The sequence below is a fragment of the Actinacidiphila sp. bgisy167 genome (assembly GCF_965342175.1).
In the GTDB taxonomy this organism is placed as follows: domain Bacteria; phylum Actinomycetota; class Actinomycetes; order Streptomycetales; family Streptomycetaceae; genus Actinacidiphila.
Map to the genome: position 1 here is coordinate 81274 of NZ_CBDRBL010000014.1, position 24943 is coordinate 106216.

Sequence of the window (24943 nt, forward strand, 5' to 3'; positions counted from 1 at the left end):
TATCGCCCGCTCGCCGCCGCTTCTACCAGCGGTTTTCGCGGCCCGGGGCGAGTGAGCGGGCGAGGGCGGATATCTGCCCGGGCCCGACCCGGCAGCACCCCCCGATGAGCCGGGCGCCGGCCCGGTGCCAGGCGGGCCCCAGGGCCGGATCGAAGACCGATCCGCCACGCCAGTCGCGGGCCTGCTCGTCCCATGTCTCGCCGCTGTTGGGGTAGACCACCACGGGCCGGTCCACGGTCGCCGCCGCCGTCTCCACGGCGCGGGTGGCGTCCGCAGGATCACAGCAGTTGACGCCGACGGCGATCACCGCCTTCGTGTCCGCAGCGATCCGGAAGGCCTCCTCCAGGGGCTGCCCGGCCCGGGTCGCCACGCCGGCGACGGTGTAGCTCAGCCAGGCCGGCATCCCGAGGCCCTCGACGATCCTCAGCAGCGCCTCCGCCTCGTCGGTGTCCGGCACGGTCTCCAGCGCCAGGACGTCCGGACCGGCCTCCGCCAGCGCCTCCATCCGGGGCCGGTGGAAGCGCTCCAGCTCCGCGACGCTCAGCCCGTAGCGGCCCCGGTACTCCCCGCCGTCCGCGAGCATCGCGCCGTACGGTCCCACGGACGCCGCTACCCATATGTCGTCCCGGTCTCGGGCGGCGGCACGGGCGAGGGCGACGCTGCGCCGCAGCAGGGCGGTCGCCTCCCGCCGTCCGATGCCGCGTGCGGCGAAGCCCTCGTAGGTGGCCTGGTAGCTGGAGGTGATGAGCACCCGCGCGCCCGCCCGCACATAGGCGGTGTGGGCCGCCTCGATCTGCTCCGGCGCGTCGGCGAGCAGCCGGGCGGACCAGAGGGCGTCGCCGAGGTCGCAGCCCTGGTCGGCGAGCTGGTTGGACAGCCCGCCGTCGAGGACGACGACGCCCTCGGCAAGCGCCTGCGCCAGGGGCCGGCCGGGTGCGGGCATCGCGGGTGCTCCTTGTGCGGTGTGCCGGGGCTCAGCCGAGCTGCGACTGGACCTCGGAGGCGATCAGTTCCAGGTGCCCGAGGTCGCTCAGGTCCAGGATCTGCAGGTAGAAGCGGGTGGCACCGAGCTCGGCGTAGCGGCCGATCTTGTCGACGACCTCGGCGGGCGAACCCGCGAGGCCGTTGGCCTTGAGCTCGTCGACCTCGCGGCCGATGGCCGCGGCCCTGCGGGCGACCTCGGCGTCGTCCTTGCCGACGCAGGCGACGAGCGCGTTGGAGTAGACGATCTCGTCCTTGCCCCGGCCGAACTCCTCGGCGGCCTCCCGCACCCGGGTGAACTGCCGGGCGGTGTCCTCCAGCGAGCCGAACGGCATGTTGAACTCGTCGGCGTAGCGGGCGGTGAGCCGCGGGGTGCGCGTGGGACCGTTCCCGCCGATCAGGACGGGGATCTTGGCCTGGGCCGGCTTGGGCAGAGCCGGAGAGTTCTCCAGCGTGTAGTAGGTGCCCTTGAAGTCGAAGGTCTCGCCCGCCGGTGTCGACCACAGGCCGGTGACGACGGCCAGCTGCTCCTCGAGCCTGGCGAACTTGTCCTTGGGGAACGGGATGCCGTACGCGGTGTGCTCCTCCGCGTACCACCCGGCGCCCAGGCCGAGCTCGACGCGCCCGCCCGACATCTGATCCACCTGCGCGACCTGGATGGCGAGCACACCGGGCAGCCGGAAGGTGGCGGCCGTCATCAGCGTGCCGAGCCGGATCCGCTTGGTCTCGCGGGCGAGACCGGCCAGGGTGATCCACGCGTCGGTCGGCCCCGGCGAACCGTCGACGTCACCCATCTTGAGGTAGTGGTCGGAGCGGAAGAAGGCGTCGAACCCGAGCTCCTCGGTCGCCTTGGCGACGGAGAGCAGGGTGTCGTACGAGGCCCCTTGCTGGGGCTCGGTGAAGATGCGAAGATCCATGGCTCCATCCTGCACCCGTTCGCCCCGGACCGGTCGACACCCCCGCGCATACGGCACTCTCCCGCACCCGGAACGGCCGCGACCAACCAACTCCACCGCCGCAGGATCGACTTGCCGGTCATGCGCTCTCCCGTTGCCATGCCTCGACCGCGCGCAGGAGCACACCCACCCGGTCCTTGGACTCGTCGGCGGCGTCGACCGCCTCGATGCACTGCCAGTACTCCGTCTCGCTCTCGGCGGTGCAGGCCACCGAGACCAGGGCCATCCCCAGCTCGGACAACAGCTCACGCAGCTCGCGCAAGGTCCCGGCCGGTTCGCGCACACCGGTGAGCATGGACGCGCGTAACGGTCCCGACGCCACCCCCGGCGGCCACGCGGCGCCACAGGCCCGGCCACCGGCCTCGCAGACGGAGAAGCCGGGGGTCCGCAGCTCGGAGGCCCCGTGGAGGGCGAGGTGGCTGCCGATCGCCTCCGTCAGCGCCTGCACCTGCCAGGCCTCGGCCATCAGCTCCCGCTCGGTCCCGCCGCTCCTCAGCGCCTCCCGCGTGGCCCGGATCAGCCGTACCGCGTCCATCGTCGACGCACCTCCGCCCCGTCTCCCCGTCGATCCCGTTCTTCACTCAGAGTGACCGGCCGTGACGCGAGAGGGAAGGGGTGCGTTTTCCCTGTGGACAACGCCATCACCCGCCCGAGTGAACGGCGCGGAGTACCGGGCCGACGAGGACGCGGCACCCCGCCTGGCATCACCGTCGCGCGGCACAGGGCGCCGACACGCGCGGTAGGCGCGGCGCACCGGCGGCCGCCCCCTCAGTCCCCGTCCCCCGGCAGCGGGAAGCGCGACTCATTGCGGTCGATCTTGGCGGACAGGGCCTCGAGCACGTCCACGCCGAGCACCTCGCAGAACTGCAGCAGGTACGCGAGGACGTCCGCCACCTCGTCCCGCACCCGCCGCGCCGTGTCGGCGTCCTCCATGACCGCGCGCGCCTCTTCGGGCGTGAGCCACTGGAAGATCTCCAGCAGCTCCGCGGCCTCGACGCTCAGGGCCGCGGCCAGGTTCTTGGGCGTGTGGTACGGCTCCCAGCGCCGGGCGGCCGCGAAGGCGGCCAGCCGGCGCTGCAGAGCGTGCAGGTCCTCGGTCACACCCGCAGGTCTACCCCATCGCCGCCGCCGCGTGGTGCTGCGGTCCCGTCCCCTGCGCCGGCGCCCGTTCCCGGTCGGCCGCGGCGTCCCCGAGACGCAGCAGGGTCACCCCCTGCGCCCCCTCGGCCACCCGGGGGTCGTGCACCGTGCCCAGCAGCCTGATGTGACCGCGCTCGGCGACCTGCGCCGCCAGCGCCAGCAACTGCCGCGACTGCACCGCGTCCAGGCCGGCGTCCAGCCCGTCCGCCAGCACCGTGAGGACCTGCACCGCGTCCGGCACCTCGCCGCTGGTGTCCACCTCCAGCACGCCCGGCCCGGTGAGCAGCACCAGCGCCAGCGCCAGGAAGCGCAACTCCCCGTCCCCGAGCCGGTCCACGGGCACCAGCCCCTGCGCTCCCCGGTCGATCGCCGCCACCACGGACTCCGCGTACGCCCCCGTCCCCGGCTCCGGCGGCGCCGCGGCCGGGATCACCGTCAGCCCCTCGACGGGCGGGCTGCACACCGCACGCAGCGCACCGACCAGCGCCGCGTGCCGGGTGCGGCATTCGCCCTGGGTGCGGCGCAGCACCGCCGAGAGGTTGTCGCAGCCGCCGCGGAGCAGGCCGTCGGCCACCCGGGCGGGCTCCCGCATCGTGTGCGGCCGGGGATCGACGGGGAACACGCCGCGCAGCGCGAGCACCATCTGCTCGGCGGCGGCGAGCACCAGCCGCTGTCCTTCGGTGGTGCCCGCGACACGCAGCGGCAGCAGGGACGTCGCCAGCCGGTCGTCGGGCAGCGGGGCGCGGGTCACCTGGACCAGCCCAGCGGTGTGCCAGGCCGCCTGGACGGTACGCCGACCCGGGTCGCGCAGCGCGGTCGCGAGCAGGGTCTCCCCGGCGCCGGTCAGCCGCTCGCCCACGATGCGAAGTTCGGGTTCGGTCTGCACGGCCACGTCGAGCGCGACGGGACCGACCCCGCCGTCCACCGTGCACCCGATGCGGAAACCGCGCCGGCCCTCGGCGTCCGGCCTGGCCGCGTGGGGCACGCACGCCGCCACTCCCCCGCGCACGCCGTCGAACGCCATGGCCAGCTCCTCGCCGGCGGCGAGCCGGCCGAGCAGGCCCAGCCCCTCCAGGACGCTGGACTTGCCGGTGCCGCTCGCCCCCGCCAGCAAGGTGAGCGGCCCGAGCGGGAAGCTCGCGCCTCGGTGCGACTTGAAGGCGGAGAGCCGCAGTTCGGTGACGATCGGGCGGTCACGCTTCGTGCTCATGGACGTGAACGTAGCGGCGGGAGCCGGTGCCGAACCGTTCCGCCGGGCCCGTGGTCCTCCGAAAGGGGGTAAGCCGCGGCGAGGCGGCGGTTAGTGTGGCCGGGTGACGGATTACGTGGCGCTCCTGCGCGGGATCAACGTCGGGCCGACGACCCAGCTGCCGATGCAGGACCTGCGTCGGCTGCTGGAGGAGATCGGCGGGCGGTCCGTACGCACCCATCTGCGCAGCGGCAACGCCCTGTTCGAGCACGAGGGCGCCGACCCGGGAAAGCTCGCCGAGGCCCTGGAGTCGGCCGTCGCCGCCGCCTTCGACGGCCGGAAGGTGCCGTGCCTCGTGCGTGAGGCGGCGGACCTCACCCGGGTCGTCGAACACAACCCGTTCGACATGACGGGCGTCGACGCCGCCCGTTTCCTGGTCGTCTTCCTGTCGGGGCCGGTCGAGCCGGACCGGATCGCCGGGCTCGACCCGGACGGCTTCGCACCCGACGAGTTCCGCCCGGGCGCGCGGGAGATCTACGTGCACTGCCCCGGCGGGGTGCAGAAGACCCGGCTGTCCCACACGCTGTGGGAGAAGCATCTGAGGCTGACGGCCACGGCCCGCAACTGGAACACCGTGACCCGCCTGGTGGCGATGGCCGCGCGGTGACGGGCGGGGCCGGCGAGCGCGCGTGAGCCGGCCGCCGCGCCGTCGGCCGGCGCCACCCGGATGCCCGGCTCAGCCCAGGACCCAGCCCGTCCCGAGCCGGTACGCGGCGCAGAGGTCCACGTCCAGCATGGAGGCCGCTGCCGTGCCGCACGGGGCCGCCCCGCGCGTCGCGCCGAGCTGCATGCACGGGTACGGCGAGGGCGCCGCGTGTGCGCAGCCGTACGGCATCCCGGCGACCACGCCGCCCGCCGCGTGGACGTCCGGGTAGGCCGCCGTCGTCACCGCGGTCATGGCGCCCCCGCGGAGAGCCCTGTGACGTACACCCGGGACGGATCGGCGCCGGTGTCGGCGACCTGGCGAGCGGTCATCTGCCGGCTGGAGGCGGCCCCAGGCGCGACCGCGCGCCGCGCACCCGGGCGAACCGCGGCGCTGCCCAGGCCCGCTCAGGGCACGAGGACCATGCGGAAACGCGCTGCTCCGGACATCATGCGGGCGAACGCCTCATTGGCCTCCGCCAGCGGTACCGTCTCGGTCATCGGCCGGATCCCGGTGAGCGCGCTGAAGTTCATCGTGTGCTCGACGTCGCGCGAGGTGCCGGACGGGTGGCCGACGACCGAACGCGACGCGAGGATCAGCTGGCCAGGGCTGATGGGCAGCGGCCGATCGTCGACGCCGACGACGATCAGCTGGCCGCGGGGTCGCAGACCGTCGACGCCGGCCGCCATGGCCTGCGAGTTGGAGGCGGTGGCGAGCACGACGGCGGCACCGCCGAGGGCCTGCAGTTCCTTCGCCGGGTCGGCCGCGGCGCTGTCGACGTAGTGGTGGGCGCCGAGTTCCATGGCCAGGGCCCGCTTGTCCTCGCCGCGGGCGACGGCGACCGTCTCGTAGCCGGACTTGGCCGCGTACTGCACCGCCAGATGACCGAGGCCGCCGATGCCGATCACCGCGACGAGGTCACCGGGCCGGGCGGAACTCCTCTTGAAGGCGTTGTACGTGGTGACGCCGGCGCAACCGAGCGGGGCGGCCTCCACAGCGCTCAGCTCGTCGGGGATCCGGGCCAGCGCGTTGACCGGCGCGACCATGTGGGTGGCGTAGCCGCCGTCGTACGCCCATCCGGGCACCCGCAGGTTCTGGCAGTCGATGAAGTCGCCCTCCCGGCAGGGCGGGCAGTGGCCGCAGTTCCCACCGAACCAGCCGACCTCCACGCGGTCGCCCACCTTCCAGTACCGCACTCCCTCCCCGAGGGCGTCGATGCGCCCGGCCACCTCATGGCCGGTGACGAGCGGGAAGGTCTGCCCCGGGAACGCGTTGTGGACGAAGTCGGCGTCGGTGCGGCAGACGCCCGCGGCCTCGACGGCGATCCGTACGTGGCCGGGTCCCGGCTCCGGCATCTCGCGCTCGACGATGTCGAATGGTCCGCCCGGTTCCGAGACCTGGGCCACCCGCATGGAGTTCATTGCCCGTCCGCTGTGTGAGGAGTCGCGGCGCGTAGCGCCCTTCCACTCATCGTGACCCGGGGACCGGTTTTTCTCGCGTCGAGCGGCGCTCGCCCGTCCGCCGGGAGCGTAGGCTGCGCCCAGCAGACGGAAGGACGACCGTGAAGCCCCCCGCCGACCTCCTGGACCTGCTGCGCCGTCCGAGTCCGTGCTTCCTGGCGACCACCATGCCGGACGGCTCCCCGCAGGTGACGCAGACCTGGGTGGACACCGACGGCGAGCACCTGCTCGTCAACAGCGTTCAGAGCCACGTGAAGACGCGGAACATCGCTCGTGACCCGCGGGTGGCCGTCGCCGTGTGCGACCCCGACGACCCGTCCCGCTACTTCCAGGTCCGCGGACGTGTGCTCGAGGTGACCACGCAGGGCGCGGAGGAGCACATCGAGAAGCTCTCGCACAGGTACACCGGCGGGCCGTACCCGTGGTACGGGGGCCGGGACCAGGTGCGCGTGATCTTGATGATCGAGGCCCAGAGCGTCAGCGGCACGCCGTGACGCGGGGCGTCATCGAGGGCGCCGGCTCGCCGGGCGACCTGCCGGCAGGCCCGGTCGAGCCGGACGTCACCGCCCGCGGCCCGCGCGCCCAGGCGGTACCGCGAGCGACGCCCGAACGGGTGAGCGAGGGGGCGTCAGGCCGTCCCTGAGGGACCCTCCCGGGCGATCTTCGCGCGAGCATCGCGTCCCGTCCCCGCGGCGGCCCGCCCCTCGGCTCACTCCCCGGCGTCGATGGCGGGACGGCGCAACTGCACCTCCGCCCCCGTCTGCTTGAAGGACTCGGCGGACACCGGGACCAGCACCGCGTCGCGGTGGAAGTCCCGCAGGTTCGTCGACCCGCAGCTGATCATCGTCGACGTGAGCTTCGCCCGGGTGCGCTCCACCGTGTCGTACAGGCTGCCGGCGTAGGGCACATAGCCGTCGACGCCCTCTTCGAACGCCATCCGGCCGCGCTGGCCGTACCGGGCGGCGTTCTGTGCGCGCCGCGAGCCCTCACCCCAGTACTCCTTGTACCACTGGCCGTCGATCTGCAGCTTGCGCGACGGGCTCTCGTCGAGCCGCGCGAAGTAGCGGCCGAGCATGACGAAGTCGGCTCCCATCGCCAGCGCCACCGCCATGTGCGCGTCGCTCAGCAGGCCCCCGTCGCAGCACAGGGGCACGTACACCCCGGTCTCCCGGGCGTAGGCGTCGCGCGCCTGGACCACGTCGAGCAGCGCGGAGGCCTGTCCGCGGCCGATGCCCTTCTGCTCCCGGGTGGTGCAGATGGCGCCGCCGCCGATCCCGACCTTCACGAACGCCGCACCGGCCTCGGCGAGGTAGCGGAAGGCCCGACCGTCGACGACGTTACCCGCACCGACGAAGACGTCCTCGCCGTAGGCGTCCCGGGCGAATTCGAGGGTCTTGGCCTGGTACACGGAATAGCCGTCGGAGGAGTCCAGGCACAGGACGTCGGCACCGGCCTCCATCAGGGCGGGGATACGGTCCTTGTAGTCCCGGGAATTGATGCCGGCCCCGACCCGCAGACGCTTCTCGCCGTCCACGCTCGCCCGGTGGTACGTCTTGTGGGCCTGGTAGTCGCTCTTGAGCACCAGGGAGACGACCCGGCCCCCTTCGACCACCGGCAGGACGTCCAGGTGGTGCCTCCAGATCAGTTCGTTCGCGTCCGACAGCGAGACCGAGGCCGGCGCGGTCATCAGTCCCTCCCTGCCCCGCATCCGGTTGCCGGCGGTCTCGAGGGCTCCGTGGCGCTCCAGGTGGAAGTCGTCCCGGCTGATGATCCCCAGGAACGCGCCGTCCGCTTCCCCGTTCTCCGTCACCACGGCCAGGCCGTGCTCGGTGTCGGCCAGCAGGCGCGCGAGCTCACCGAGGGGCGTCTGCGCGGCGACGGTGACGTCGACGGTACGGAAGCCGGCTTTGTGCCGCTTGACCGCCAGTACATCCGCGGCCTGCTCTTCGATCCGCTGGTTCTGGTGGATGAACGACAGGCCACCGGCCTGCGCCAGCGCCACAGCCAGCGCCGGTGACGACACCGCCTGCATGATGGCGCTCACCAGAGGCGTGGCGACACGGACCGCGGGATCCTCCCCGACCCGGTGACGCACCATCGGCGCCCCGAGATCCACGGTGTCCGGCGTGCAGTCTTCCGTGGTGAGGCCCGGGATGAGGAGGTACTCGCTGAGCGTGCGGGAAATCTCGGGGAGGATCTTCACGTCGTCTCCAGGACGGGGGCCTCATGCTCCGGTCGACGACGGATCGACGAGGCCCGTGCGGGCAGTGCGGATCGACGCCGGCGGCGCACTGTCAGAAGAACGCGCTCCCGACAAGGCGGGAGCGGGCGCACCCACCCGGCGAGTCAGTGCTCGCACGCGGCCGGACCGGCGGCGAGGGCACGCTGAGCCGCTTCCGCCCGGGTGCTGCACAGGCGCTGACTTCCATCACGCCATGCGTGATCTTATCGCCCCGCCCGACGCGCACCGCCCGGCCCTGGTCGGGCGCCCTTCACGGCCGGTTCCAGGGAACGCGACGCGCTCCCCAGCCACCACCGCCTGTCCGGCGGGAGCGAGCCAGGGGCACGGCAGGCGCCTGCACGGAGTGCGTGACCGAACCGGCGGCGCGACGTTCCCGGGCCCTGGGGCTGACAGGGGCCCCACCGCCGGAGATCGGGTCTTTCCCTGAGGTTTTCCCCAACCCTGGGCTCCGACAGCGAGTTCCGCACATCGAGCCTTGTCAGCGGGGCCACCTCTTGCGAACGCCGACGACCTGTCCCTGCCGAGCAGGCAGCCGTACTCACGTGCCAGGCACCGTGCGGTGTCCGCTGATGTCGGCCCTGCCGGCGCGGGAATCAAACGTCGTCGCCGCTCGGTTCGAACAAAGGTGAAGAAGATTGGGTTTCTCTCGTTCGGCCACTGGTCACCGAGCGAGCACTCGGGCACCAGATCGGCCGCCGACTTCCTGCACCAGTCCATCGATCTGGCGGTCGCCGCCGAGGAACTCGGCGTGGACGGCGCGTACTTCCGCGTGCACCACTTCGCCCGGCAGGCGGCCAGCCCCTTCCCGTTGCTGTCGGCCATCGGTGCGCGGACCTCGAGGATCGAGATCGGTACCGGCGTCATCGACATGCGCTACGAGAACCCGCTCTACATGGCCGAGAACGCCGGCGCCGCCGACCTCATCTCAGGCGGCCGGCTGCAGCTCGGCATCAGCCGCGGCTCACCGGAACAGGTGGTGGACGGCTGGCGCTACTTCGGTTACCGCCCCGCGGAGGGCGAGACGGACGCCGACATGGCGCGCCGACACGCCGAGGAGTTCCTCACGGCACTCACCGGCGAGGGCTTCGCGCAGCCGAACCCGCGGCCGATGTTTCCCAACCCGCCGGGCCTGCTGCGTGTCGAACCGCACTCGCCGGGGCTTCGCGAGCGGATCTGGTGGGGCTCCGGCTCGAACGCGACAGCCGTCTGGGCCGGGAAGCTGGGGATGAACCTGCAGAGTTCCACGCTGAAGGACGACGAGACGGGCGAGCCGTTGCACGTCCAGCAGCGCAAGCAGATCGAGGCCTACCACGAGGCGTACAAGGCGGCGGGCCACACCCGCGAACCGCGGGTGTCCGTCAGCCGCAGCATCTTCGCCCTGACCACGGACATGGACCGGATCTACTTCGGTCGGGACCGCAACTCGCGGGACCAGGTCGGCATGATCGACGAGAACACCAGGGCGATCTTCGGCCGCTCCTACGCCGCCGAACCCGAGGTGCTGGTGAAGGAGCTCAAGCAGGACGAGGCCGTCCAGGCCGCGGACACCATATTGCTGACGATTCCGAACCAGCTGGGGGTCGACTACAACGTCCACGTCTTGGAGAGCATCCTCACACACGTGGCACCGGAGCTCGGCTGGCGCTGAGTGCTCCGCTCCCCCGCGTGCGGGCCGGGCGTCGGCTGTGATGGGCACATCAGCCGCTCCCGGCCCCCCGGAGGTGAGGCTGTATGCGTGCGGGCTCCTGTCGCGTGTCGAGAGCCCCGGGGCCCTCAAGGCCCCGGACGCCGACGGACACCACCAGCGGCATCTGCCACCCAAGGCTCCACAGGTGTGCGGGCGTCACGACCCACGAAAAATCCGATGACACTCTCGGGCGGCGTCCGACATCAGATCGGAAGATCATCGGGCAGCACCCGGAAGACCTTGTGCCGGCCCAATGGGCGCACAGCCCGGAAGTCGCGACGGTCGAGCGTAAGTACGGCGTCGGTATCGTATTCGGCGGCAAGGGCCACGTTCACCGCGTCCGTCAGGTCCAGGTCCAGGTCGCGATAGCGGGCGCGCACCGACTGGGCGACACCAAGGTGGCTGTCCGTGATCTCGGGCAGAACGACGCGGCCTCGACGCACCCAATGCCCGATGTCGTCGACCGCGCTGAGCGCCGCCTCCCGGCCGAGCTCGCACGTCGCAACGTGGTCGATCTCCGCGAGCAACAGCGGGGACATCACCAGGAGCCCAGCAGCCATGATCGCCTCGTTCGACGCCTGGTGCTTGGGGTGGCCGGAGTCGAGCGCCGCAAGCAGCCCGGAGGTGTCCGCGATGACGACGATCACGCAGCGGTCCCGGCGGCCCCGGTCTCGCGGCATACCGCATCGGCGACGGTGTCCCGCACGTCATGCTTGCCGGGGGTGCGGCCTGATCCCCGAAAGGTACGGGAGAACAAAGGCTCGTCCCATACCCGGTTGGCCATGGCCGCGAGATGGATGCCCTGGCGGATGATCTCCGCCTCACTGACGCCCCGCCGCTTCGCCGCCTCCTTGATGATCTCGAGGTCTTCCGGATCCGCATAGACGTTGGTGCGCTTCATCGTCATGTACCAAGACTAGTCCATGTACCACAATGATGTATGTCCGTCGACTCTGACCCCCCATGAGCGACGCGTACCGACCGGGCAGCGGACCGTCGTGTCCCGCCTCGTGGTGCAGGGGGTCCCGTACGTGGCGTTCAGCTTCGCGGCCGCCCGCGGTCGCCGCGAAGGAAGCAGCGCGCAAGGCTCCCGCTCAAGGAGAGCCGGCCCCTGTCCCGAGGCCCCTGCCCAGCCCAGCGCTTCATGTGTCGGCCTGGCAAAGACAGGTGAGCGGATCACGACCACCACAAGACTTCAGGACAGCGAACCTTTTCAACCGGCTCCAGGGTCGCCACGCACTCCACGTGATGCGTCATAGGGAAGGTGTCAGCCTGAGCGAGTGAGGGAAAAGGCCAGGTCAGAGACGCCTTCACGGCTCATCACGAGGCGTGCAGAGGCCCAGAGCGTCAAACGAGCGTCACGGCCGAAAGCTCATCCCGCCTACCTCGGGGCAGACCAAGCTGTCACAACCGGCTCCCCCAGCAGGATCTGCCCCTCGCGCTCCAGACTCGGCTCGCTCATCATGACCCGCACCCCTCCTCCGGCCGCCATAATGGACTCATGCCCCCCAGCTCACAGCACGCCGCACCCCCGCCGAGGGACCTCCCTGGCGCGGACGCCGACGACCTGGGGCTGTACCGGGAAAAGTTCCGGCGGCGTCTACCGGAGTCGCTGAACGAGCTGCACGGTCCGACCCAGGGGGTCGTGGAGCTACCACTGCACATGGCCTGGTCCGGGATGACCTCGTACGACCTGGGCAAACCGCGCCAGCGCATGGGGCTGTACCGCACCGTCCTGCACGAGGGCCTGCACGACGACCTTCCCCGCTACCTCAACCAGGACCTCCTCCTCCAGCTGTGGCCGGTACTGCGCACCCTCGTCGGCCGCACCGTGCGCGCCGTATGGGAAGACGCCTTCCCCCAGCTGGCCTCACGCACCCGGGCAGCCGCGTGACTGACATGCCGGAGCTGCACACGCGGCTCCTGGCGGACGTGATCGCGCTCGGTTCCCCGTATCCCCTGGTTCTCACCGGTGGATACGCCGTGCGGGCGCATCGCCTCGTGAACCGCCCCAGCCAAGACCTCGACGTCGCCACCGAGAACCCGGCGCCCATGGCCGACATCGCCGCTACGCTCCGCGCCGGCCTGGAAGCCCGCGGTTGGACGGTGCACGCGCTGGAAACCGCCCCGCTGTCCGCCCGCTTCACCGTGTCCGACCCCGCCACCGGGCAGGAGTGCGAAGTCGACATCCTCAAGGAGATCTTCTCGCGGCCGGTCGCCCAGAGCCCGTACGGTCCCGTCCTCGCGGAGGAGGATGTGATCGGGACCAAGGTCCGCGCCCTCGCCGACCGCGGAGCCCCCCGCGACCTGATCGACGTGTTCGCGGCCTCCCGCCGCTGGACCAATGCCGAGCTCGAGGAGTTCGGCCGTCGCCACGCCCACGGCCGCTTCGAGCGCGAGGATCTGCAGGCGAACCTCACGGGCGCCGAGTGGACCGACGATGAAGCCTTCGCCGCCTATGGGCTCGATGACGCCACGATCACCGCGCTCCGCGCTTGGGCCGTGGAGTGGGCCGACGACCTCGCGGCCCGCCTCCTCGAAGAGGCCGATGATCCGGACATCGGCTGATACGTCCAAATGAGTCGCGGTGAGACTGCTGGACTTGCGCGCTAAAATCCGCCGCCTGCGCCACAAAGCCTCAGGTCAAGCGCCCTTCACGGCAGGCTCAAGGATCGCCACGCACTCCACGTGGTGCGTCATCGGGAAGAGGTCGAACGCCCGCATCCGCCGCGGGGTGTAGCCCGCGGCCGCGAAGTAGCCGAGGTCGCGGGCGAGGGCCGCGGGGTCGCAGGCGACGTAGGCGATGCGTCGGGGGCCGAGGGAGGCGACGTGCTCCACGGTGGCGCGGCCCGCGCCGGTGCGGGGCGGGTCGAGGACGACGAGGTCGGCCTCGGTGATCCCGGTGCGCGGCAGTACGGACTCGACCTTGCCCTGCTCGATGCGGACGCGGTCGAAGTCGGTCAGATTGTGCCGGGCGTCCTCCACCGCACGCTTGCCGGACTCGATACCGAGGACGGCACCGGTCTCACCGACCCGATCGGCCAGCGCCCCGGCGAACAAACCCACGCCGCAGTAGAGGTCGAGTGCGGTCTCGCCCTTGCGCGGCATGAGGCCCTGCATGACGGCCTCGACCAGAAGGTCGGCGGCCATGGGGTGGACCTGCCAGAAGCCGCCGGAGCCGACCCGCCAGGTGCGGTCGATCGCGCGCTCGCGCACGAAGCCGCGACCGTGCACGCGGTGGACGCCGCCCTGCTCGTCGACGCGCAGGACGGAGACGGGGCGGTCCAGCTCGACGATGGGCAGCCGGGCGCCGGGACGGGGGGTGACGATCACCTGGCGGTCGGAGGAGCCGGTGGCGGCGATGGCCTCGACCGAGGCGATGCCGGGCCAGGCGCGCGACTCGACGCCGAGCTCGGAGACACCGGGGGCGGCGATGAGGCAGCGGTCGACGCGCTCGACCTCGTGCGAGCGGTGGCGGCGCAGACCCGCGTGGCCCTCGGCGTCGACGGCGTACTGGACGCGGGTGCGCCAGGCCGGGACCTCGCCCTTGGCGACCTTGTCGCCGGGGGCGGGCTCGACGGTGCCGTCCCAGCCGGCCCCCTCGGGCGTGAGGTGGGCGAGCCGCTGCAACTGCTCGGTGATCACCTGCACCTTCAGCCGCCGCTGGGCACCGGGGGCGGCGTGCTGCCAGTCGCAGCCGCCGCACTTGCCGGGACCGGAGAACGGGCAGGGCGCCTCGACGCGGTCCGGGGAGGCCTTGAGGACCTCGACGGCGTCGGCGCGCAGGAAGCGCGAGTCCGGGCCGCCCTCGGTGATCTCGGCGACGACCCGCTCGCCGGGCAGCGCGTGCCGGACGAAGATCACCTGCGGCCGCTCGTGGCCCGGCAGGACCGTCCGCGCGATGCAGTGGCCGCCGTGCGCGACCGGGCCGACCTCGACCTCGTAGCGCTCGCCGACGAGCGCGTCGGCCTCAGGGGCCTTCGTACGGTGCTGCATGGCGGGACGGGCTCCTGGGGGTCACGAAGGGACACGGGTCACGAGGGGAACCGCGGACGGGAAGAACGAGCAGCTGACAAGTCTACGGCTCGCGGCAGCCCGCGCTTCACGCCCGGCCGCCGGGCTCCCGGCCCCGGGTGAGCCGCCCCACTTCTCCGCGCCGCACGGAGCCCGGAGCGCTCCACTCGGCTCCCTTGCGGGCGCGGAGCTTCGCACGCTCGGAGGACTCCAGCTGCCAGGGCACGGAGGTGACCATGACGCCGGGAGTGAACAGCAGCCGGCCCTTGAGCCGCAGCGCGCTCTGGTTGTGCAGCAGGTGCTCCCACCAGTGGCCGACCACGTACTCCGGGATGAAGATCGAGACGACGTCGCGGGGGCTGGTGCGGCGCAGGCCCTTGACGTAGTCGATGATCGGCCGGGTGATCTCGCGGTACGGCGAGTCCAGCACCTTGAGGGGCACGTCGATGCCGCGCCGCTGCCACTCGGCCTGCAGGGCCTTGGTGTCGGCGGGGTCCACGTTGATGCTCAGCGCCTCCAGCGTGTCCGACCGGAAGAGCCTGGCGTACGACAGGGCCCGCAGCGTGGGCTTGTGCACCTTGGAGACCAGGACGATCGAGTGCACGCGGGAGGGCTTGACCTCCTCCTCGCCGCGCTGCTCGGTGGCCGCGAGCTCGTTGGAGACGCGGTCGTAGTGGCGCCGGATGGCCGTCATCATGCCGTAGAAGAGGACCATGCCCAGGACGGCGACCCAGGCCCCGTGCGTGAACTTGGTCAGCAGTACGACGACGAGGACGAGCCCGGTGAGGAAGGCGCCGAAGGTGTTGATCGCCCGGGAGCGGATCATGTGGCGGCGCACGGCGGGGTCGGTCTCGGTGGCCAGGTGCCGGTTCCAGTGCCGGACCATGCCGGTCTGGCTGAGAGTGAAGGAGACGAAGACGCCGACGATGTAGAGCTGGATCAGCCGGGTGGAGTCGGCGCCGTAGATGTAGACCAGCACGCACGCGAAGGCGGCGAGCAGCACGATGCCGTTGCTGAAGGCGAGCCGGTCCCCGCGGGTGTGCAGCTGGCGCGGCAGATAGCGGTCCTGGGCAAGGATCGAGCCCAGCACCGGGAATCCGTTGTACGCGGTGTTCGCGGCGAGGAACAGGACGAGCGCGGTGGCTCCGGCCAGGAAGACGAAGGGGATCGATCCCTCGCCGAAGACGGCGGAGGCGACCTGCGCGATCACCGGGTCCTGGGTGTAGCCCGGGCCGACCGGCCTGCCGTCGACCAGCAGGTCGACAGCAGGGTTCTCGGCCATCCGCACGCCGGTGTTCATGGCGAGCGCGATGATGCCGCAGAACATCGTCACGGCCAGCACGCCCATCAGCGCCAGCGTGGTGGCGGCGTTCTTCGACTTCGGCTTGCGGAAGGCGGGCACGCCGTTGCTGATCGCCTCGACGCCGGTGAGCGCGGCGCAGCCCGAGGAGAAGGCCCGCAGCAGCAGGAAGACGAGCGCGAGGCTCGCCAGGTGGCCGTGCTCGGCCTTGATCGTGAAGTCGGAGGTGGGGGCGTGCATCTCGTGGCCGGAGGCGATCCGGAAGATGCCCCAGGCGAGCATGCAGAAGACGCCGAAGACGAAGGCGTAGGTGGGGATGGCGAAGATCGTGCCCGACTCGCGCACCCCGCGCAGATTCATCACCATGAGCAGGACGATCATGCCGATGGCGCCCAGCACCTTGTGCTCGACGAAGAACGGCACGGCCGAGCCCAGGTTCTCGACGCCCGAGGCGACCGACACGGCCACGGTGAGCACGTAGTCGACCAGCAGGGCGCTGGCCACGGTGCGTCCCGCACGCGGGCCGAGGTTGGTCGTCGCGACCTCGTAGTCGCCGCCGCCGGAGGGGTAGGCGTGCACGTTCTGCCGGTACGAGGCGACGACGGTGAACATCAGTACGACGACCGCGGCAGCGATCCAGGGGCTGAAGTGGTAGGCCGACACTCCCGCGATCGACAGGACGAGAAGCACCTCTCCGGGCGCGTATGCCACGGAGGACAGCGGGTCGGAGGCGAAAACGGGGAGCGCCAGCCTCTTGGGGAGGAGCGTCTCTCCGAGCCTGTCGCTGCGGAGGGCCCGCCCGATCAGGATCCGTTTCGGAAGGTCGGTCAGTTTGGACACCCCGCGATGTTAGAGGATCGTCAAGACTCCCGATCCCCCGCCCACCTATCACGGGAATACGTGCGTGTGTAGCTTTGGGCGCGGTCTGAGACCCTGAGAGGGTTCGGGCCGGAATTGTTGGCAGCCGGAAGGACGGTCGTGCACGTCGTGATTATGGGGTGTGGGCGAGTGGGTTCCACTCTCGCGCACTCCCTTGAGCAGCAAGGTCACACAGTGGCCGTGATCGACCAGGACCCGACGGCGTTCCGCCGCCTGGGCGCCGGGTTCAGCGGGCGCCGCGTGACCGGGGTCGGGTTCGACCAGGACACGCTGCGCGAGGCCGGCATCGAGGAGGCGGGCGCGTTCGCGGCCGTCAGCAGTGGTGACAACTCCAACATCATCGCGGCCCGGGTGGCCCGGGAGATGTTCGGGATCGAGAATGTCGCCGCCCGCATCTACGACCCCCGGCGGGCCGAGGTGTACCAGCGTCTGGGCATTCCCACCGTCGCCACCGTCCGGTGGACGGCCGACCAGATGCTGCGCCGCCTGCTGCCGGCCGGCGCCGAGCCGCTGTGGCGCGACCCCAGCGGGCGGGTGCAGCTCGCCGAGGTGCACACGGACACCGCCTGGGTGGGATACAAGATCAGCCGGCTCCAGGAGGAGACGGGGGTGCGCGTGGCGTTCCTCACGCGGCTGGGCGAGGCGATGCTTCCCACCTCGGAGACGGTCCTTCAGGAAGGCGACCTGGTGCACGTGATGATGCGCACGGACGAGGTCGAACAGGTGGAGGCCGCGTGCGCGAAGGGCCCTGAGGAGGCCCACCGGTGAGCGGCGCACACACGGCCCTCGGGCCGCAGACGACGGGCAGGGCGCGCGGTCGCCGCGCGGGCACGGACGGGGGCCTCTCCCGGGCGGCGGCCCAGGGGAAGAACGAGGGAGCACTGTGAGGGTCGCCATTGCCGGGGCCGGTGCGGTCGGCCGCTCGATCGCGGGCGAGCTGCTGGAAAACGGCCACGAGGTCCTGCTGATCGACAAGAATCCGACCTCGATCTCGGTGGAGCGGGTCCCGCAGGCGGAGTGGCTGCTGGCCGACGCCTGCGAGATCACGTCGCTGGACGAGGCCGCGCTGCAGCGCTGCAACGTGGTGATCGCCGCCACGGGTGACGACAAGGTCAACCTCGTCGTCTCGCTGCTCGCCAAGACGGAGTACGGCGTCCCCCGGGTCGTCGCCCGCGTCAACAACCCGAAGAACGAGTGGCTCTTCAACGAGGCCTGGGGCGTGGACGTGGCCGTCTCCACCCCGCGCCTGATGTCGGCGCTGGTGGAGGAGGCGGTGAGCGTCGGCGACCTCGTCCGGTTGATGCGCTTCAGCCAGGGCGACGCGAACCTGGTCGAGCTGACCCTCCCGGAGGAGGCCGCGCTGGTGGGCACCCGGGTCGGGGAGGTCGCCTGGCCGGAGGACACCTCGCTGGTCACCATCATCCGCGGGCACCGCGTGCTCACCCCGTCCAAGGACGACGCGCTCGAGGCGGGCGACGAGCTGCTCTTCGTGGCCTCCCCGCACCGCGAGGAGCAGTTGGAGGACCTGCTCTCGGTGCGCAGCGCCGGGACCGGGGCCCAGGAGTAGTCCTACGGACAGGGGCGGCCGGAACCCGTGGGTTCCAGCCGCCCCTCGTGCGTTCGGCGCGCCGGGCGCGGGGCGCCGGGTCAGCTGCCGGTGGCCTCCTTGGCGGCGCGCTCGGCCTTCTCGAGCCGCTCGGCCTCCTCCATCTCCGCGATCACGTCGATCGGCGGCGGGGCCTTGGCCAGGAAGATCCAGGTCAGATAGACGCAGAGCAGGAAGGGCGGGATGCCGAGGGCGACCTTGACCCAGCCGAGCTGGGTGGCGTTCCCCCAGATGTAGAGCGGGAACAGGATCGCCGACTTGACGAGCAGGATGACACCCCAGGCCCAGGTGGCCTTGGTGTACGCGACGAGCCGGCCCGGGTTCCGCGTGCGCCAGGACAGGTTCTCCTTGAGGATCGGTCCGAGCAGCAGTCCGATCAGCGGGTACTTCAGCAGCGCGGAGACCACGTAGGCGACCGCGAGCCCGAGGGTGTAGAGCATGCCCGGCAGGTAGAAGTTCTTCGCGTCGCCCGACATCATCGCGAACACAGCGCCGAACGCGACGCCGAAGACGCCGCTGAAGGCGTGCTTGAGGGTCTGCCGACGCACCAGGCGGGCCAGTGCCAGCACCAGGGACAGGCCCAGCGCCGCGATCGCCGCGGTGTGGATGTCCCGGTTGATCGTGTAGATCAGGACGAAGACGAGGCCGGGCACCGTCGTGTCGATCATTCCCCACACGCCGCCGAAGGCCTCCAGCAGCGCGCGGTCGGCCGCCGCCTTGGAGGCGGCCGCGTCGTGCCCTGGCCTCCCCTCGGCTCCGGTCGTGGGCTGTGCCCCGGTCCGCTTGTCGATCGACACCACCGGCTACTCCTGTCCGACCGGACGCAACTCGTATCTGGGATTGAACAGCACCGGGCGGCCGCGGTTCATGGCGATCCGCCCCGACGCGATGATCCTGCGGCCCGGCTCGATGCCGACGATGCTGCGCCGGCCGAGCCACACCACGTCCAGCGGCGCCGAGCCGTCGAAGAGCTCGGCCTCCAGGGCCGGCACGCCGGCCCGCGGCCGCAGGGTGACAGCGCGTAGCGTACCCGTCACCGTCACTATGTCGCGATCGGAGCAGTCGCAGATCCGGGTGCACCCGACGTCCGCGGTGTCCTGCCGCAGCTCGTCGGAGTGCAGCTCCTCCTGGGAGCTGGACCATCGGTCGAGCATCTTGCGGAAGCGGCCGGCCGGCCGGTCCGAACGGGTGGAACCACTCATACCTGGAAGGGTACCGGGCCGGGGTGGACGAATCACTGATCACTTCTCGAAGCGGTAGCCCATGCCCGGCTCCGTGATGAAGTGCCGCGGGTGCGCGGGGTCGGCCTCGAGCTTGCGCCGCAGTTGGGCCATGTAGACCCGCAGGTAGTTGCTCTCGGTGCCGTACGAGGGGCCCCAGACCTCCTGGAGCAGCTGCTTCTGGCTGACCAGGCGGCCGGTGTTGCGTACGAGCACCTCCAGCAGGTGCCACTCGGTGGGGGTGAGCCGGACGTCGGCGCCGCCGCGGTTGACCTTCTTCGCGGCGAGGTCGACGACGAAGGACTCGGTCTCCACGGTCGCGGCGCCGTCCTCCGGGCCGCCGGGCGTGGCCCTGCGGACGGCGGCGCGGAGCCGGGCCAGCAGCTCGTCCATGCCGAAGGGCTTGGTGACGTAGTCGTCGGCTCCCGCGTCGAGGGCCTCGACCTTCTCGTCGGAGGCCTGCCGGGCGGAGAGCACGATGATCGGCACCCGGGTCCAGCCGCGCAGCCCGCGGATCACCTCGACGCCGTCCATGTCGGGCAGGCCGAGGTCGAGCACGATGACGTCGGGGTGGCGGGCTGCGGCGAGCTGCAGCGCGGTGGCGCCGTCGTGCGCGGCGTCGACCTCGTACTTGCGGGCCCGCAGGTTGATCACGAGAGCGCGCACGATCTGCGGCTCGTCGTCGACCACGAGCACCCGGTTCATGGAGCCTGCCTTTCCTTCACGATGCGGGGTGGAGCGGGAGTGCGGGGTGGAGCGTCGGGGGTGCGTTGCGGTGCGGACGCGGGTCAGGTCGTGGCCCCGGCCGGGAGGTCCGGGGCGGTGGGGGCACTGCCGGGCGCGGCCCGGAGCGTGAGCACCATCGTCAGTCCGCCGCCCGGGGTGTCCTCGGGCCGCAGGGTGGCGCCCATGGCGTCGGCGAAGCCGCGGGCCACCGCGAGGCCGAGGCCCACGCCATTGCCGCGGGGGGCGTCGCCGTACCGCTGGAAGGGCTCAAAGATCCGTTCCTTGGCTGCGTCGGGGACGCCGGGGCCGCGGTCGACGACGCGCAGGTCGACACCGTCACCCAGGGCGCTCGCGGCGACCAGCACCTGGGCGCCGGGCGGGCTGTACTTGACGGCGTTCTCCACGATGTTGGCGACGCTGCGCTCGAGGAGCCCGGGGTCGACGGAGACCATCGGGAGTGTCTCGGGGACCTCCAGGACGACGCTGTCGTCGGGGACGCCGCGCAGCGCCTTGGGGACGACCTCGTCGAGGTCCACCTCGCGGATCAGCGCGGTGACGGTGCCGGTCTGCAGGCGCGACATGTCGAGGAGGTTGCCGACCAGGTTGTCGAGCCGGTCCGCGCCGTCCTCGATGCCCTCCAGCAGCTCGGCCTCGTCCTCCTGCGACCAGGCCACGTCGTCGGAGCGCAGTGAGGTGACGGCCGCCTTGATGGCGGCGAGGGGGGTGCGCAGGTCGTGGGAGACGGCGGCGAGCAGGGCGGTGCGGATGCGGTTGCCCTCGGCCAGCTCACGGGCCCTGGCTGCCTCGTCCTCCAGCCGCTGCCGGTCCAGGACGCCGGCGGCCTGCGCCGCGAAGGCCGAGAGCACCCGGCGGTCGGAGGCGGGCAGCACCCGGCCGACGAGGGCGAGGGAGAGGTTGTCGCTGACCGGCACCTCCACGTCCGCGTCCTCGGGACGCGGGCACCTCCGGTCGCCGACGCCCGCGGCGCAGGTCCACGCTCCGTGCTCGTCGGCCCGCTCCAGCAGGGAGACGGACTCCATGCCGAAGGTCTCTCGCACCCGCTCCAGCAGGGCGTCCAGCGAGTGCTCGCCGCGCAGCACGCTGCCGGCCAGGTACGACAGGATCTCCGCCTCGGATTGGAGTCTGGCGGCCTGGTGGGTGCGGCGTGCCGCCAGGTCCACCACGGAGGCCACCGCGACACCGACCACCACGAAGATCGTGATGGCGATCAGGTTCTCGGGCTCGGCGATGGTGAAGGTGTGCAGGGGCGCGGCGAAGAAGTAGTTGAGCAGTATCGAGCCGCCCACCGCCGAGACCAAGGCCGGGTAGAGGCCGCCGACCAGGGCCGCCGCGACCGTCAGGGTCATGAACAGCAGCATGTCGGTGGCGATGCCCAGTGCGGGATGCAACTGGGTGAGGAAAAGGCAGAGCAGCGCGGGACCGAGCACACCGGTGGCCCAGCCGGCGATCACCCGGCTGCGGCCGAGATGCGCGCCGCGCGCCACGGGCAGTCCGCGCCCCTTGGCGGCGTGCTCGTGCGTGACGATGTGCACGTCGAGGTCGGGCCCGCACTCGCGGGCCACGGTCGCCCCGACGCCCGGCCCGAAGACGTACTGCCACGCGGGCCGGCGGCTGGTGCCGAGCACCACCTGGGTGGCGTTGACGCCGCGGGCGAAGTCCAGCAGGGCGCCGGGGACGTCGTCGCCCACGACGTGGTGGAAGGAACCTCCGAGGTCCTCGACGAGCGTGCGCTGGACGGCGAGTTCCTTCGGCGAGCCGGCCGTCAGGCCGTCGCTGCGCGCGATGTGGACGGCGAGGATCTCCCCGCCCGCGCCCTTGGCCGCCATCCGCGCCGCACGCCGGATCAGCGTCCGCCCCTCCGGGCCTCCGGTGAGGCCGACCACGATGCGCTCACGGGCCTGCCAGGTGGCGGAGATGTCGTGGTCGGTGCGGTACTGCCGCAGGTACTCGTCGACCCGGTCGGCCACCCACAGCAGGGCCAGTTCCCGCAGCGCGGTCAGGTTGCCGGGCCGGAAGTAGTTGGACAGCGCCGCGTCGACCTTGTCGGAGGCGTAGATGTTGCCGTGCGCCATGCGGCGGCGCAGCGCCTGCGGCGACATGTCGACCAGTTCGATCTGGTCGGCACGCCGGACCACCTCGTCGGGCACGGTCTCGCGCTGCCGCACCCCGGTGATCGATTCGACGACGTCGCCGAGCGACTCCAGGTGCTGGATGTTGACCGTCGATATGACGTCGATGCCGGCCTGGAGGAGTTCCTCGATGTCCTGCCAGCGCTTCTCGTTGCGGCTGCCGGGCACGTTGCTGTGCGCCATCTCGTCGACCAGCGCGACCTCGGGCCGGCGCGCGAGCACCGCGTCGACGTCCATCTCGGTGAAGACGGTGTCGCGGTACTCGATCTCCCTGCGCCGCACGACCTCCAGTCCGTGCAGCATGACCTCGGTGCGGGCGCGGCCGTGGTGCTCGACGAGGGCGACGACGACATCGGTGCCGCGCTCCAGTCGCCGGTGGGCTTCGGAGAGCATCGCGTAGGTCTTGCCCACTCCTGGGGCCGCCCCCAGGTATATCCGCAAAGTCCCGCGTGCCATGGCTCCACGTTCCGCCTCGTGGCGTGCCCCTTCCGGGCCCGTCCGACACTGGGAATCCTATGGTCCCAGGAGCGGACAAATCGGGCGAGGCGCCCCTTCCGGGAACACGTTGACGCGTCCTTGACGCCTCCTTTCGGAGGAGACCAGCCTGGCGGGGTAACGCTTCGCGCGGATGCTGCGCGAGCGGATCGCCGCAGGTCGGGGTGGTGATGCCGCGGTATTCGGGGCCGAGGGCGCGGCTGGGGCCGGAGCATCGCCGGAACCGGGCGCTCGCGAGCGCGTGGGGCGCGCTGCGGTCGAGGGAGGCATGACACCAACCGTCGCAAGGCGTCGGTTGCGGGGCGGCCACTTTCCGGGGTCCGGTGATCCAGGGGCCTGAGCGGACGGTGCTCGCGGGACCCCGGCGCGGGCTGCCGTCGAGAAGTTCCTGCCGGGGCGGCCGCACGCCGACGCCGTCACCGTACGACGCGGGGCCGACCCGACACATCCCCCACCGAAGGGAGGCCTTCGCGGAACGCGGTGCCCTCTCCCGGCCCGGAATCCCCACCGCATTAGGATCCGGACCGGGTGGCGCCCGCCGCCGCTGCTCGGCGACGGCGGTGTGCGCCCTTCCGCCGCCCCCTCCGCGTTGCCGAGCGGCCTGCGCAGGCCTCCCTCCGTGCCTTCACTCTCTCCCGCCGGCCGGCTCCAGGGGCGGTTACTGGCGGTCCCTTGACGCCCGCGTCCCCCCGCCTGACGCCTTTCTGACGCCGTCCGTCCCGGTTCCCGCAGCGGGGCGCGGGATGCCCGGGGTCAGCCGGCGCTCCCTCGCCACCGCCGGACGATGAGCGCTGAGGTGCTCGGTTGCTTCTCACGGATCGTGCCGGCCTGGGTGGTGGACGGGCGATCTTGCTTGGCGGCACCATGGGAGGCTGTTCAGCTCCGCTCGTGCGCCGGGCGACGACAGCCTGGCGGGCGTCGCCGTCAGGAAGGGTCCGGCCCTGGGGTCCGCATCCACACCGATGCCCAGCGGCATGTCCAGGTGATCAGTGGTGACGAGTCTGCCAGGGCGGCACTCGCGGACGATCTGCGTGCCATGGCCGCCGCCGAGGACGGCGGCCACCTTCACATGACTACTTCCCGAACCACCTCCACCTCGTCGGCGGGTCTGTGTCGCTGGGGGTCAACAGCCCGCACGGCGGCCTGTCCACCCGGTGATCGGGCGGTTGACCGATACGGAATCGCCGTAGGCGCCCGGCGCCCGGGGGCACCGATCGTGTCGTAGTGCCGGATGCCGGCCGCCATCGCCGCCCTTGGGCGAACTTCGGATCTACTCGTCCGGCCCTGCCCGTCGATCAAGCACACCACCGCGCCGCCGCGGCCGTCAGCCGGTCAGCCGCCCCAGGGCGATGTTGAGTTCCAAAACGTTGACGGTCGGCTCGCCGAGGATGCCGAACTGCCGGCCGTCCGTATGCGCAGCGACCAGCCGGGCGACCTGGGCGGTGCTCAGCCCGTTGGCCTTGGCCACCCGCGCGATCTGGATGTGCGCGTACGCCGGGGAGATGTCGGGGTCCAGACCGGAGCCGGAGGCCTGGACCGCGTCCGCGGGCACCTCGGACTGCGGGACCCCGTTGAAGGCGGCGACCTCCGCCTTGCGCTCCTTCACCAGGCCGGTGAGGGTCCTGCTGGTGACCGCGAGGTTGGAGGCGCCGGTGTAGGTCGGGTCGTACGGCCCGGCTCCTGCGTCGGCGTCGGCGGCCGAGGGACGGGGCTGGAACCACTTGGGGTTCGGGGCGAAGTCCTTGCCCGTGGCGAAGTTCTGGCCGATCAGCGCGGAACCGACGACCTTGCCGTCGACTCTGACCTCGGACCCGTTTGCCTGGTTGTGGAAGGCCGTCTGGGCCACCCCCCACACCGCGAGCGGGTAGAGGACGCCGAGGACGACGGTCAGCATCAGCAGCGCACGCAGGGCGCTCCAGACCAGCCGGGCAGAGGGGGCTACGGACGCGTTCATGGTTCTCCGTACGCCTTCGTCAGTGGAATCCGGGGAGCAGGGAGATCAGCATGTCGATCAGCTTGATGCCGACGAAGGGGGCGATCAGGCCGCCGACTCCGTAGATCCCGAGGTTGCGGCGGAGCATCCGGTCGGCGCCGGTCGGCCGGTAGCGCACACCGCGCAGGGCGAGCGGCACCAGGGCGATGATGATCAGCGCGTTGAAGACGACCGCGGACAGGATCGCGGACTGCGGCGACGA

At 71.7% G+C, this 24943-nt stretch carries 24 protein-coding genes and 1 pseudogene; 7 read left to right on the forward strand and 18 right to left on the reverse strand.

The features are described 5' to 3' along the window. Positions 1–22: 22 nt before the first annotated feature. The 5 genes from mmuM to ACRWND_RS08300 form a co-directional block, all read right to left on the reverse strand. Positions 23–943 (reverse strand): homocysteine S-methyltransferase, encoded by a 921-nt coding sequence (gene mmuM / locus ACRWND_RS08280; protein WP_431947535.1) that lies wholly within the window; start codon positions 941–943, stop codon positions 23–25. 31 nt (positions 944–974) lie between these two features. Beyond that, positions 975–1898, reverse strand: a complete 924-nt coding sequence (locus ACRWND_RS08285) for an LLM class F420-dependent oxidoreductase (RefSeq protein WP_431947537.1) — start codon at positions 1896–1898, stop codon at positions 975–977. Positions 1899–2016: 118 nt separating this feature from the next. Beyond that, positions 2017–2472 carry a DUF6099 family protein gene (locus ACRWND_RS08290; RefSeq protein ID WP_431947539.1) on the reverse strand — a complete coding sequence of 152 codons (456 nt, stop codon included), beginning with the start codon at positions 2470–2472 and terminating at the stop codon, positions 2017–2019. Between the two features lie 233 nt (positions 2473–2705). Then, positions 2706–3038 (reverse strand): nucleotide pyrophosphohydrolase, encoded by a 333-nt coding sequence (locus ACRWND_RS08295; protein WP_431947541.1) that lies wholly within the window; start codon positions 3036–3038, stop codon positions 2706–2708. 10 nt (positions 3039–3048) lie between these two features. Continuing rightward, positions 3049–4287: an ATP-binding protein gene (locus ACRWND_RS08300; RefSeq protein ID WP_431947543.1), complete on the reverse strand. Its 1239-nt coding sequence runs from the start codon at positions 4285–4287 to the stop codon at positions 3049–3051. A gap of 103 nt (positions 4288–4390) precedes the next feature. Here ACRWND_RS08300 and ACRWND_RS08305 point away from each other — a divergent pair, with 103 nt between their 5' ends. Next, complete coding sequence (locus ACRWND_RS08305; protein ID WP_431947545.1) at positions 4391–4933, forward strand: DUF1697 domain-containing protein; 543 nt, start codon at positions 4391–4393, stop codon at positions 4931–4933. A gap of 69 nt (positions 4934–5002) precedes the next feature. On the opposite strand, the gene ACRWND_RS08310 is transcribed toward ACRWND_RS08305, so the two are convergent. Together ACRWND_RS08310 and ACRWND_RS08315 are read right to left on the reverse strand one after the other, a co-directional pair. Then, positions 5003–5224, reverse strand: coding sequence for a hypothetical protein (locus ACRWND_RS08310; protein ID WP_431947547.1), 222 nt, complete (start codon positions 5222–5224; stop codon positions 5003–5005). A gap of 152 nt (positions 5225–5376) precedes the next feature. Further along, on the reverse strand, positions 5377–6390 hold the full coding sequence (locus tag ACRWND_RS08315; protein ID WP_431947549.1) for an alcohol dehydrogenase: 1014 nt from the start codon (positions 6388–6390) through the stop codon (positions 5377–5379). 140 nt (positions 6391–6530) lie between these two features. Between ACRWND_RS08315 and ACRWND_RS08320 the strand changes: the two genes are divergently transcribed. Then, complete coding sequence (locus ACRWND_RS08320) at positions 6531–6923, forward strand: PPOX class F420-dependent oxidoreductase (RefSeq protein ID WP_431947551.1); 393 nt, start codon at positions 6531–6533, stop codon at positions 6921–6923. A 215-nt stretch (positions 6924–7138) separates the two neighbouring features. Here ACRWND_RS08320 and ACRWND_RS08325 read toward each other — a convergent pair whose 3' ends face one another. Next, positions 7139–8632: an IMP dehydrogenase gene (locus tag ACRWND_RS08325; RefSeq protein WP_431947553.1), complete on the reverse strand. Its 1494-nt coding sequence runs from the start codon at positions 8630–8632 to the stop codon at positions 7139–7141. Positions 8633–9296: 664 nt separating this feature from the next. Here ACRWND_RS08325 and ACRWND_RS08330 point away from each other — a divergent pair. Further along, on the forward strand, positions 9297–10319 hold the full coding sequence (locus tag ACRWND_RS08330) for an LLM class flavin-dependent oxidoreductase (RefSeq protein ID WP_431947555.1): 1023 nt from the start codon (positions 9297–9299) through the stop codon (positions 10317–10319). Between the two features lie 242 nt (positions 10320–10561). On the opposite strand, the gene ACRWND_RS08335 is transcribed toward ACRWND_RS08330, so the two are convergent. Further along, positions 10562–11005, reverse strand: a complete 444-nt coding sequence (locus ACRWND_RS08335; protein ID WP_431947557.1) for a PIN domain-containing protein — start codon at positions 11003–11005, stop codon at positions 10562–10564. After that, positions 11002–11265: a CopG family transcriptional regulator gene (locus ACRWND_RS08340; protein ID WP_431947559.1), complete on the reverse strand. Its 264-nt coding sequence runs from the start codon at positions 11263–11265 to the stop codon at positions 11002–11004. The genes ACRWND_RS08335 and ACRWND_RS08340 overlap by 4 nt, the downstream gene beginning before the upstream one ends. 594 nt (positions 11266–11859) lie before the next feature. Here ACRWND_RS08340 and ACRWND_RS08345 point away from each other — a divergent pair. Together ACRWND_RS08345 and ACRWND_RS08350 are read left to right on the forward strand one after the other, a co-directional pair. Next, a complete protein-coding gene (locus ACRWND_RS08345) occupies positions 11860–12252 on the forward strand; it encodes a hypothetical protein (protein WP_431947561.1) in 393 nt (130 codons plus the stop codon). Between the two features lie 5 nt (positions 12253–12257). Next, on the forward strand, positions 12258–12926 hold the full coding sequence (locus ACRWND_RS08350) for a nucleotidyl transferase AbiEii/AbiGii toxin family protein (RefSeq protein WP_431947563.1): 669 nt from the start codon (positions 12258–12260) through the stop codon (positions 12924–12926). 75 nt (positions 12927–13001) lie between these two features. On the opposite strand, the gene ACRWND_RS08355 is transcribed toward ACRWND_RS08350, so the two are convergent. Further along, entirely contained in the window at positions 13002–14354 is a 1353-nt protein-coding gene (locus ACRWND_RS08355) for a class I SAM-dependent RNA methyltransferase (RefSeq protein WP_431947565.1), read from the reverse strand. 106 nt (positions 14355–14460) lie between these two features. Further along, the gene (locus ACRWND_RS08360; RefSeq protein ID WP_431947567.1) at positions 14461–16512 is read right to left on the reverse strand and encodes an APC family permease; all 2052 of its coding nucleotides are present in this window, start codon (positions 16510–16512) and stop codon (positions 14461–14463) included. Between the two features lie 138 nt (positions 16513–16650). Here ACRWND_RS08360 and ACRWND_RS08365 point away from each other — a divergent pair, with 138 nt between their 5' ends. Then, positions 16651–17319, forward strand: a complete 669-nt coding sequence (locus ACRWND_RS08365; RefSeq protein WP_431947569.1) for a potassium channel family protein — start codon at positions 16651–16653, stop codon at positions 17317–17319. A 115-nt stretch (positions 17320–17434) separates the two neighbouring features. Next, positions 17435–18118 (forward strand): potassium channel family protein, encoded by a 684-nt coding sequence (locus ACRWND_RS08370; protein WP_431947571.1) that lies wholly within the window; start codon positions 17435–17437, stop codon positions 18116–18118. Positions 18119–18198: 80 nt separating this feature from the next. Here the strand turns inward: ACRWND_RS08370 and ACRWND_RS08375 are convergent, their stop codons facing one another. The 6 genes and pseudogenes from ACRWND_RS08375 to ACRWND_RS08400 form a co-directional block, all read right to left on the reverse strand. Continuing rightward, positions 18199–18957, reverse strand: a complete 759-nt coding sequence (locus ACRWND_RS08375) for a DUF3159 domain-containing protein (RefSeq protein WP_431947573.1) — start codon at positions 18955–18957, stop codon at positions 18199–18201. Positions 18958–18960: 3 nt separating this feature from the next. After that, positions 18961–19359 (reverse strand): OB-fold nucleic acid binding domain-containing protein, encoded by a 399-nt coding sequence (locus ACRWND_RS08380; protein WP_431947575.1) that lies wholly within the window; start codon positions 19357–19359, stop codon positions 18961–18963. Between the two features lie 39 nt (positions 19360–19398). Continuing rightward, the gene (locus ACRWND_RS08385; RefSeq protein ID WP_431947577.1) at positions 19399–20082 is read right to left on the reverse strand and encodes a response regulator; all 684 of its coding nucleotides are present in this window, start codon (positions 20080–20082) and stop codon (positions 19399–19401) included. Between the two features lie 83 nt (positions 20083–20165). Beyond that, a complete protein-coding gene (locus ACRWND_RS08390) occupies positions 20166–22709 on the reverse strand; it encodes a DUF4118 domain-containing protein (RefSeq protein WP_431947579.1) in 2544 nt (847 codons plus the stop codon). Positions 22710–24072: 1363 nt separating this feature from the next. Further along, positions 24073–24702 carry a potassium-transporting ATPase subunit KdpC gene (kdpC, locus tag ACRWND_RS08395; protein WP_431947581.1) on the reverse strand — a complete coding sequence of 210 codons (630 nt, stop codon included), beginning with the start codon at positions 24700–24702 and terminating at the stop codon, positions 24073–24075. Between the two features lie 19 nt (positions 24703–24721). Next, positions 24722–24943, reverse strand: a pseudogene (locus ACRWND_RS08400) (potassium-transporting ATPase subunit B); the annotation flags it as partial.

Bases quoted from the DNA above. Each gene is read 5' to 3' on its own strand.
- ACRWND_RS08300 (WP_431947543.1), bottom strand. From the start codon at position 4,287: ATGAGCACGAAGCGTGACCGCCCGATCGTCACCGAACTGCGGCTCTCC.
- ACRWND_RS08380 (WP_431947575.1), bottom strand. From the start codon at position 19,359: ATGAGTGGTTCCACCCGTTCGGACCGGCCGGCCGGCCGCTTCCGCAAG.
- ACRWND_RS08340 (WP_431947559.1), bottom strand. From the start codon at position 11,265: ATGACGATGAAGCGCACCAACGTCTATGCGGATCCGGAAGACCTCGAG.
- ACRWND_RS08290 (WP_431947539.1), bottom strand. From the start codon at position 2,472: ATGGACGCGGTACGGCTGATCCGGGCCACGCGGGAGGCGCTGAGGAGC.
- mmuM (WP_431947535.1), bottom strand. From the start codon at position 943: ATGCCCGCACCCGGCCGGCCCCTGGCGCAGGCGCTTGCCGAGGGCGTC.
- ACRWND_RS08385 (WP_431947577.1), bottom strand. From the start codon at position 20,082: ATGAACCGGGTGCTCGTGGTCGACGACGAGCCGCAGATCGTGCGCGCT.
- ACRWND_RS08285 (WP_431947537.1), bottom strand. From the start codon at position 1,898: ATGGATCTTCGCATCTTCACCGAGCCCCAGCAAGGGGCCTCGTACGAC.
- ACRWND_RS08345 (WP_431947561.1), top strand. From the start codon at position 11,860: ATGCCCCCCAGCTCACAGCACGCCGCACCCCCGCCGAGGGACCTCCCT.
- ACRWND_RS08310 (WP_431947547.1), bottom strand. From the start codon at position 5,224: ATGACCGCGGTGACGACGGCGGCCTACCCGGACGTCCACGCGGCGGGC.
- ACRWND_RS08315 (WP_431947549.1), bottom strand. From the start codon at position 6,390: ATGAACTCCATGCGGGTGGCCCAGGTCTCGGAACCGGGCGGACCATTC.
- ACRWND_RS08390 (WP_431947579.1), bottom strand. From the start codon at position 22,709: ATGGCACGCGGGACTTTGCGGATATACCTGGGGGCGGCCCCAGGAGTG.
- kdpC (WP_431947581.1), bottom strand. From the start codon at position 24,702: ATGAACGCGTCCGTAGCCCCCTCTGCCCGGCTGGTCTGGAGCGCCCTG.
- ACRWND_RS08355 (WP_431947565.1), bottom strand. From the start codon at position 14,354: ATGCAGCACCGTACGAAGGCCCCTGAGGCCGACGCGCTCGTCGGCGAG.
- ACRWND_RS08350 (WP_431947563.1), top strand. From the start codon at position 12,258: ATGCCGGAGCTGCACACGCGGCTCCTGGCGGACGTGATCGCGCTCGGT.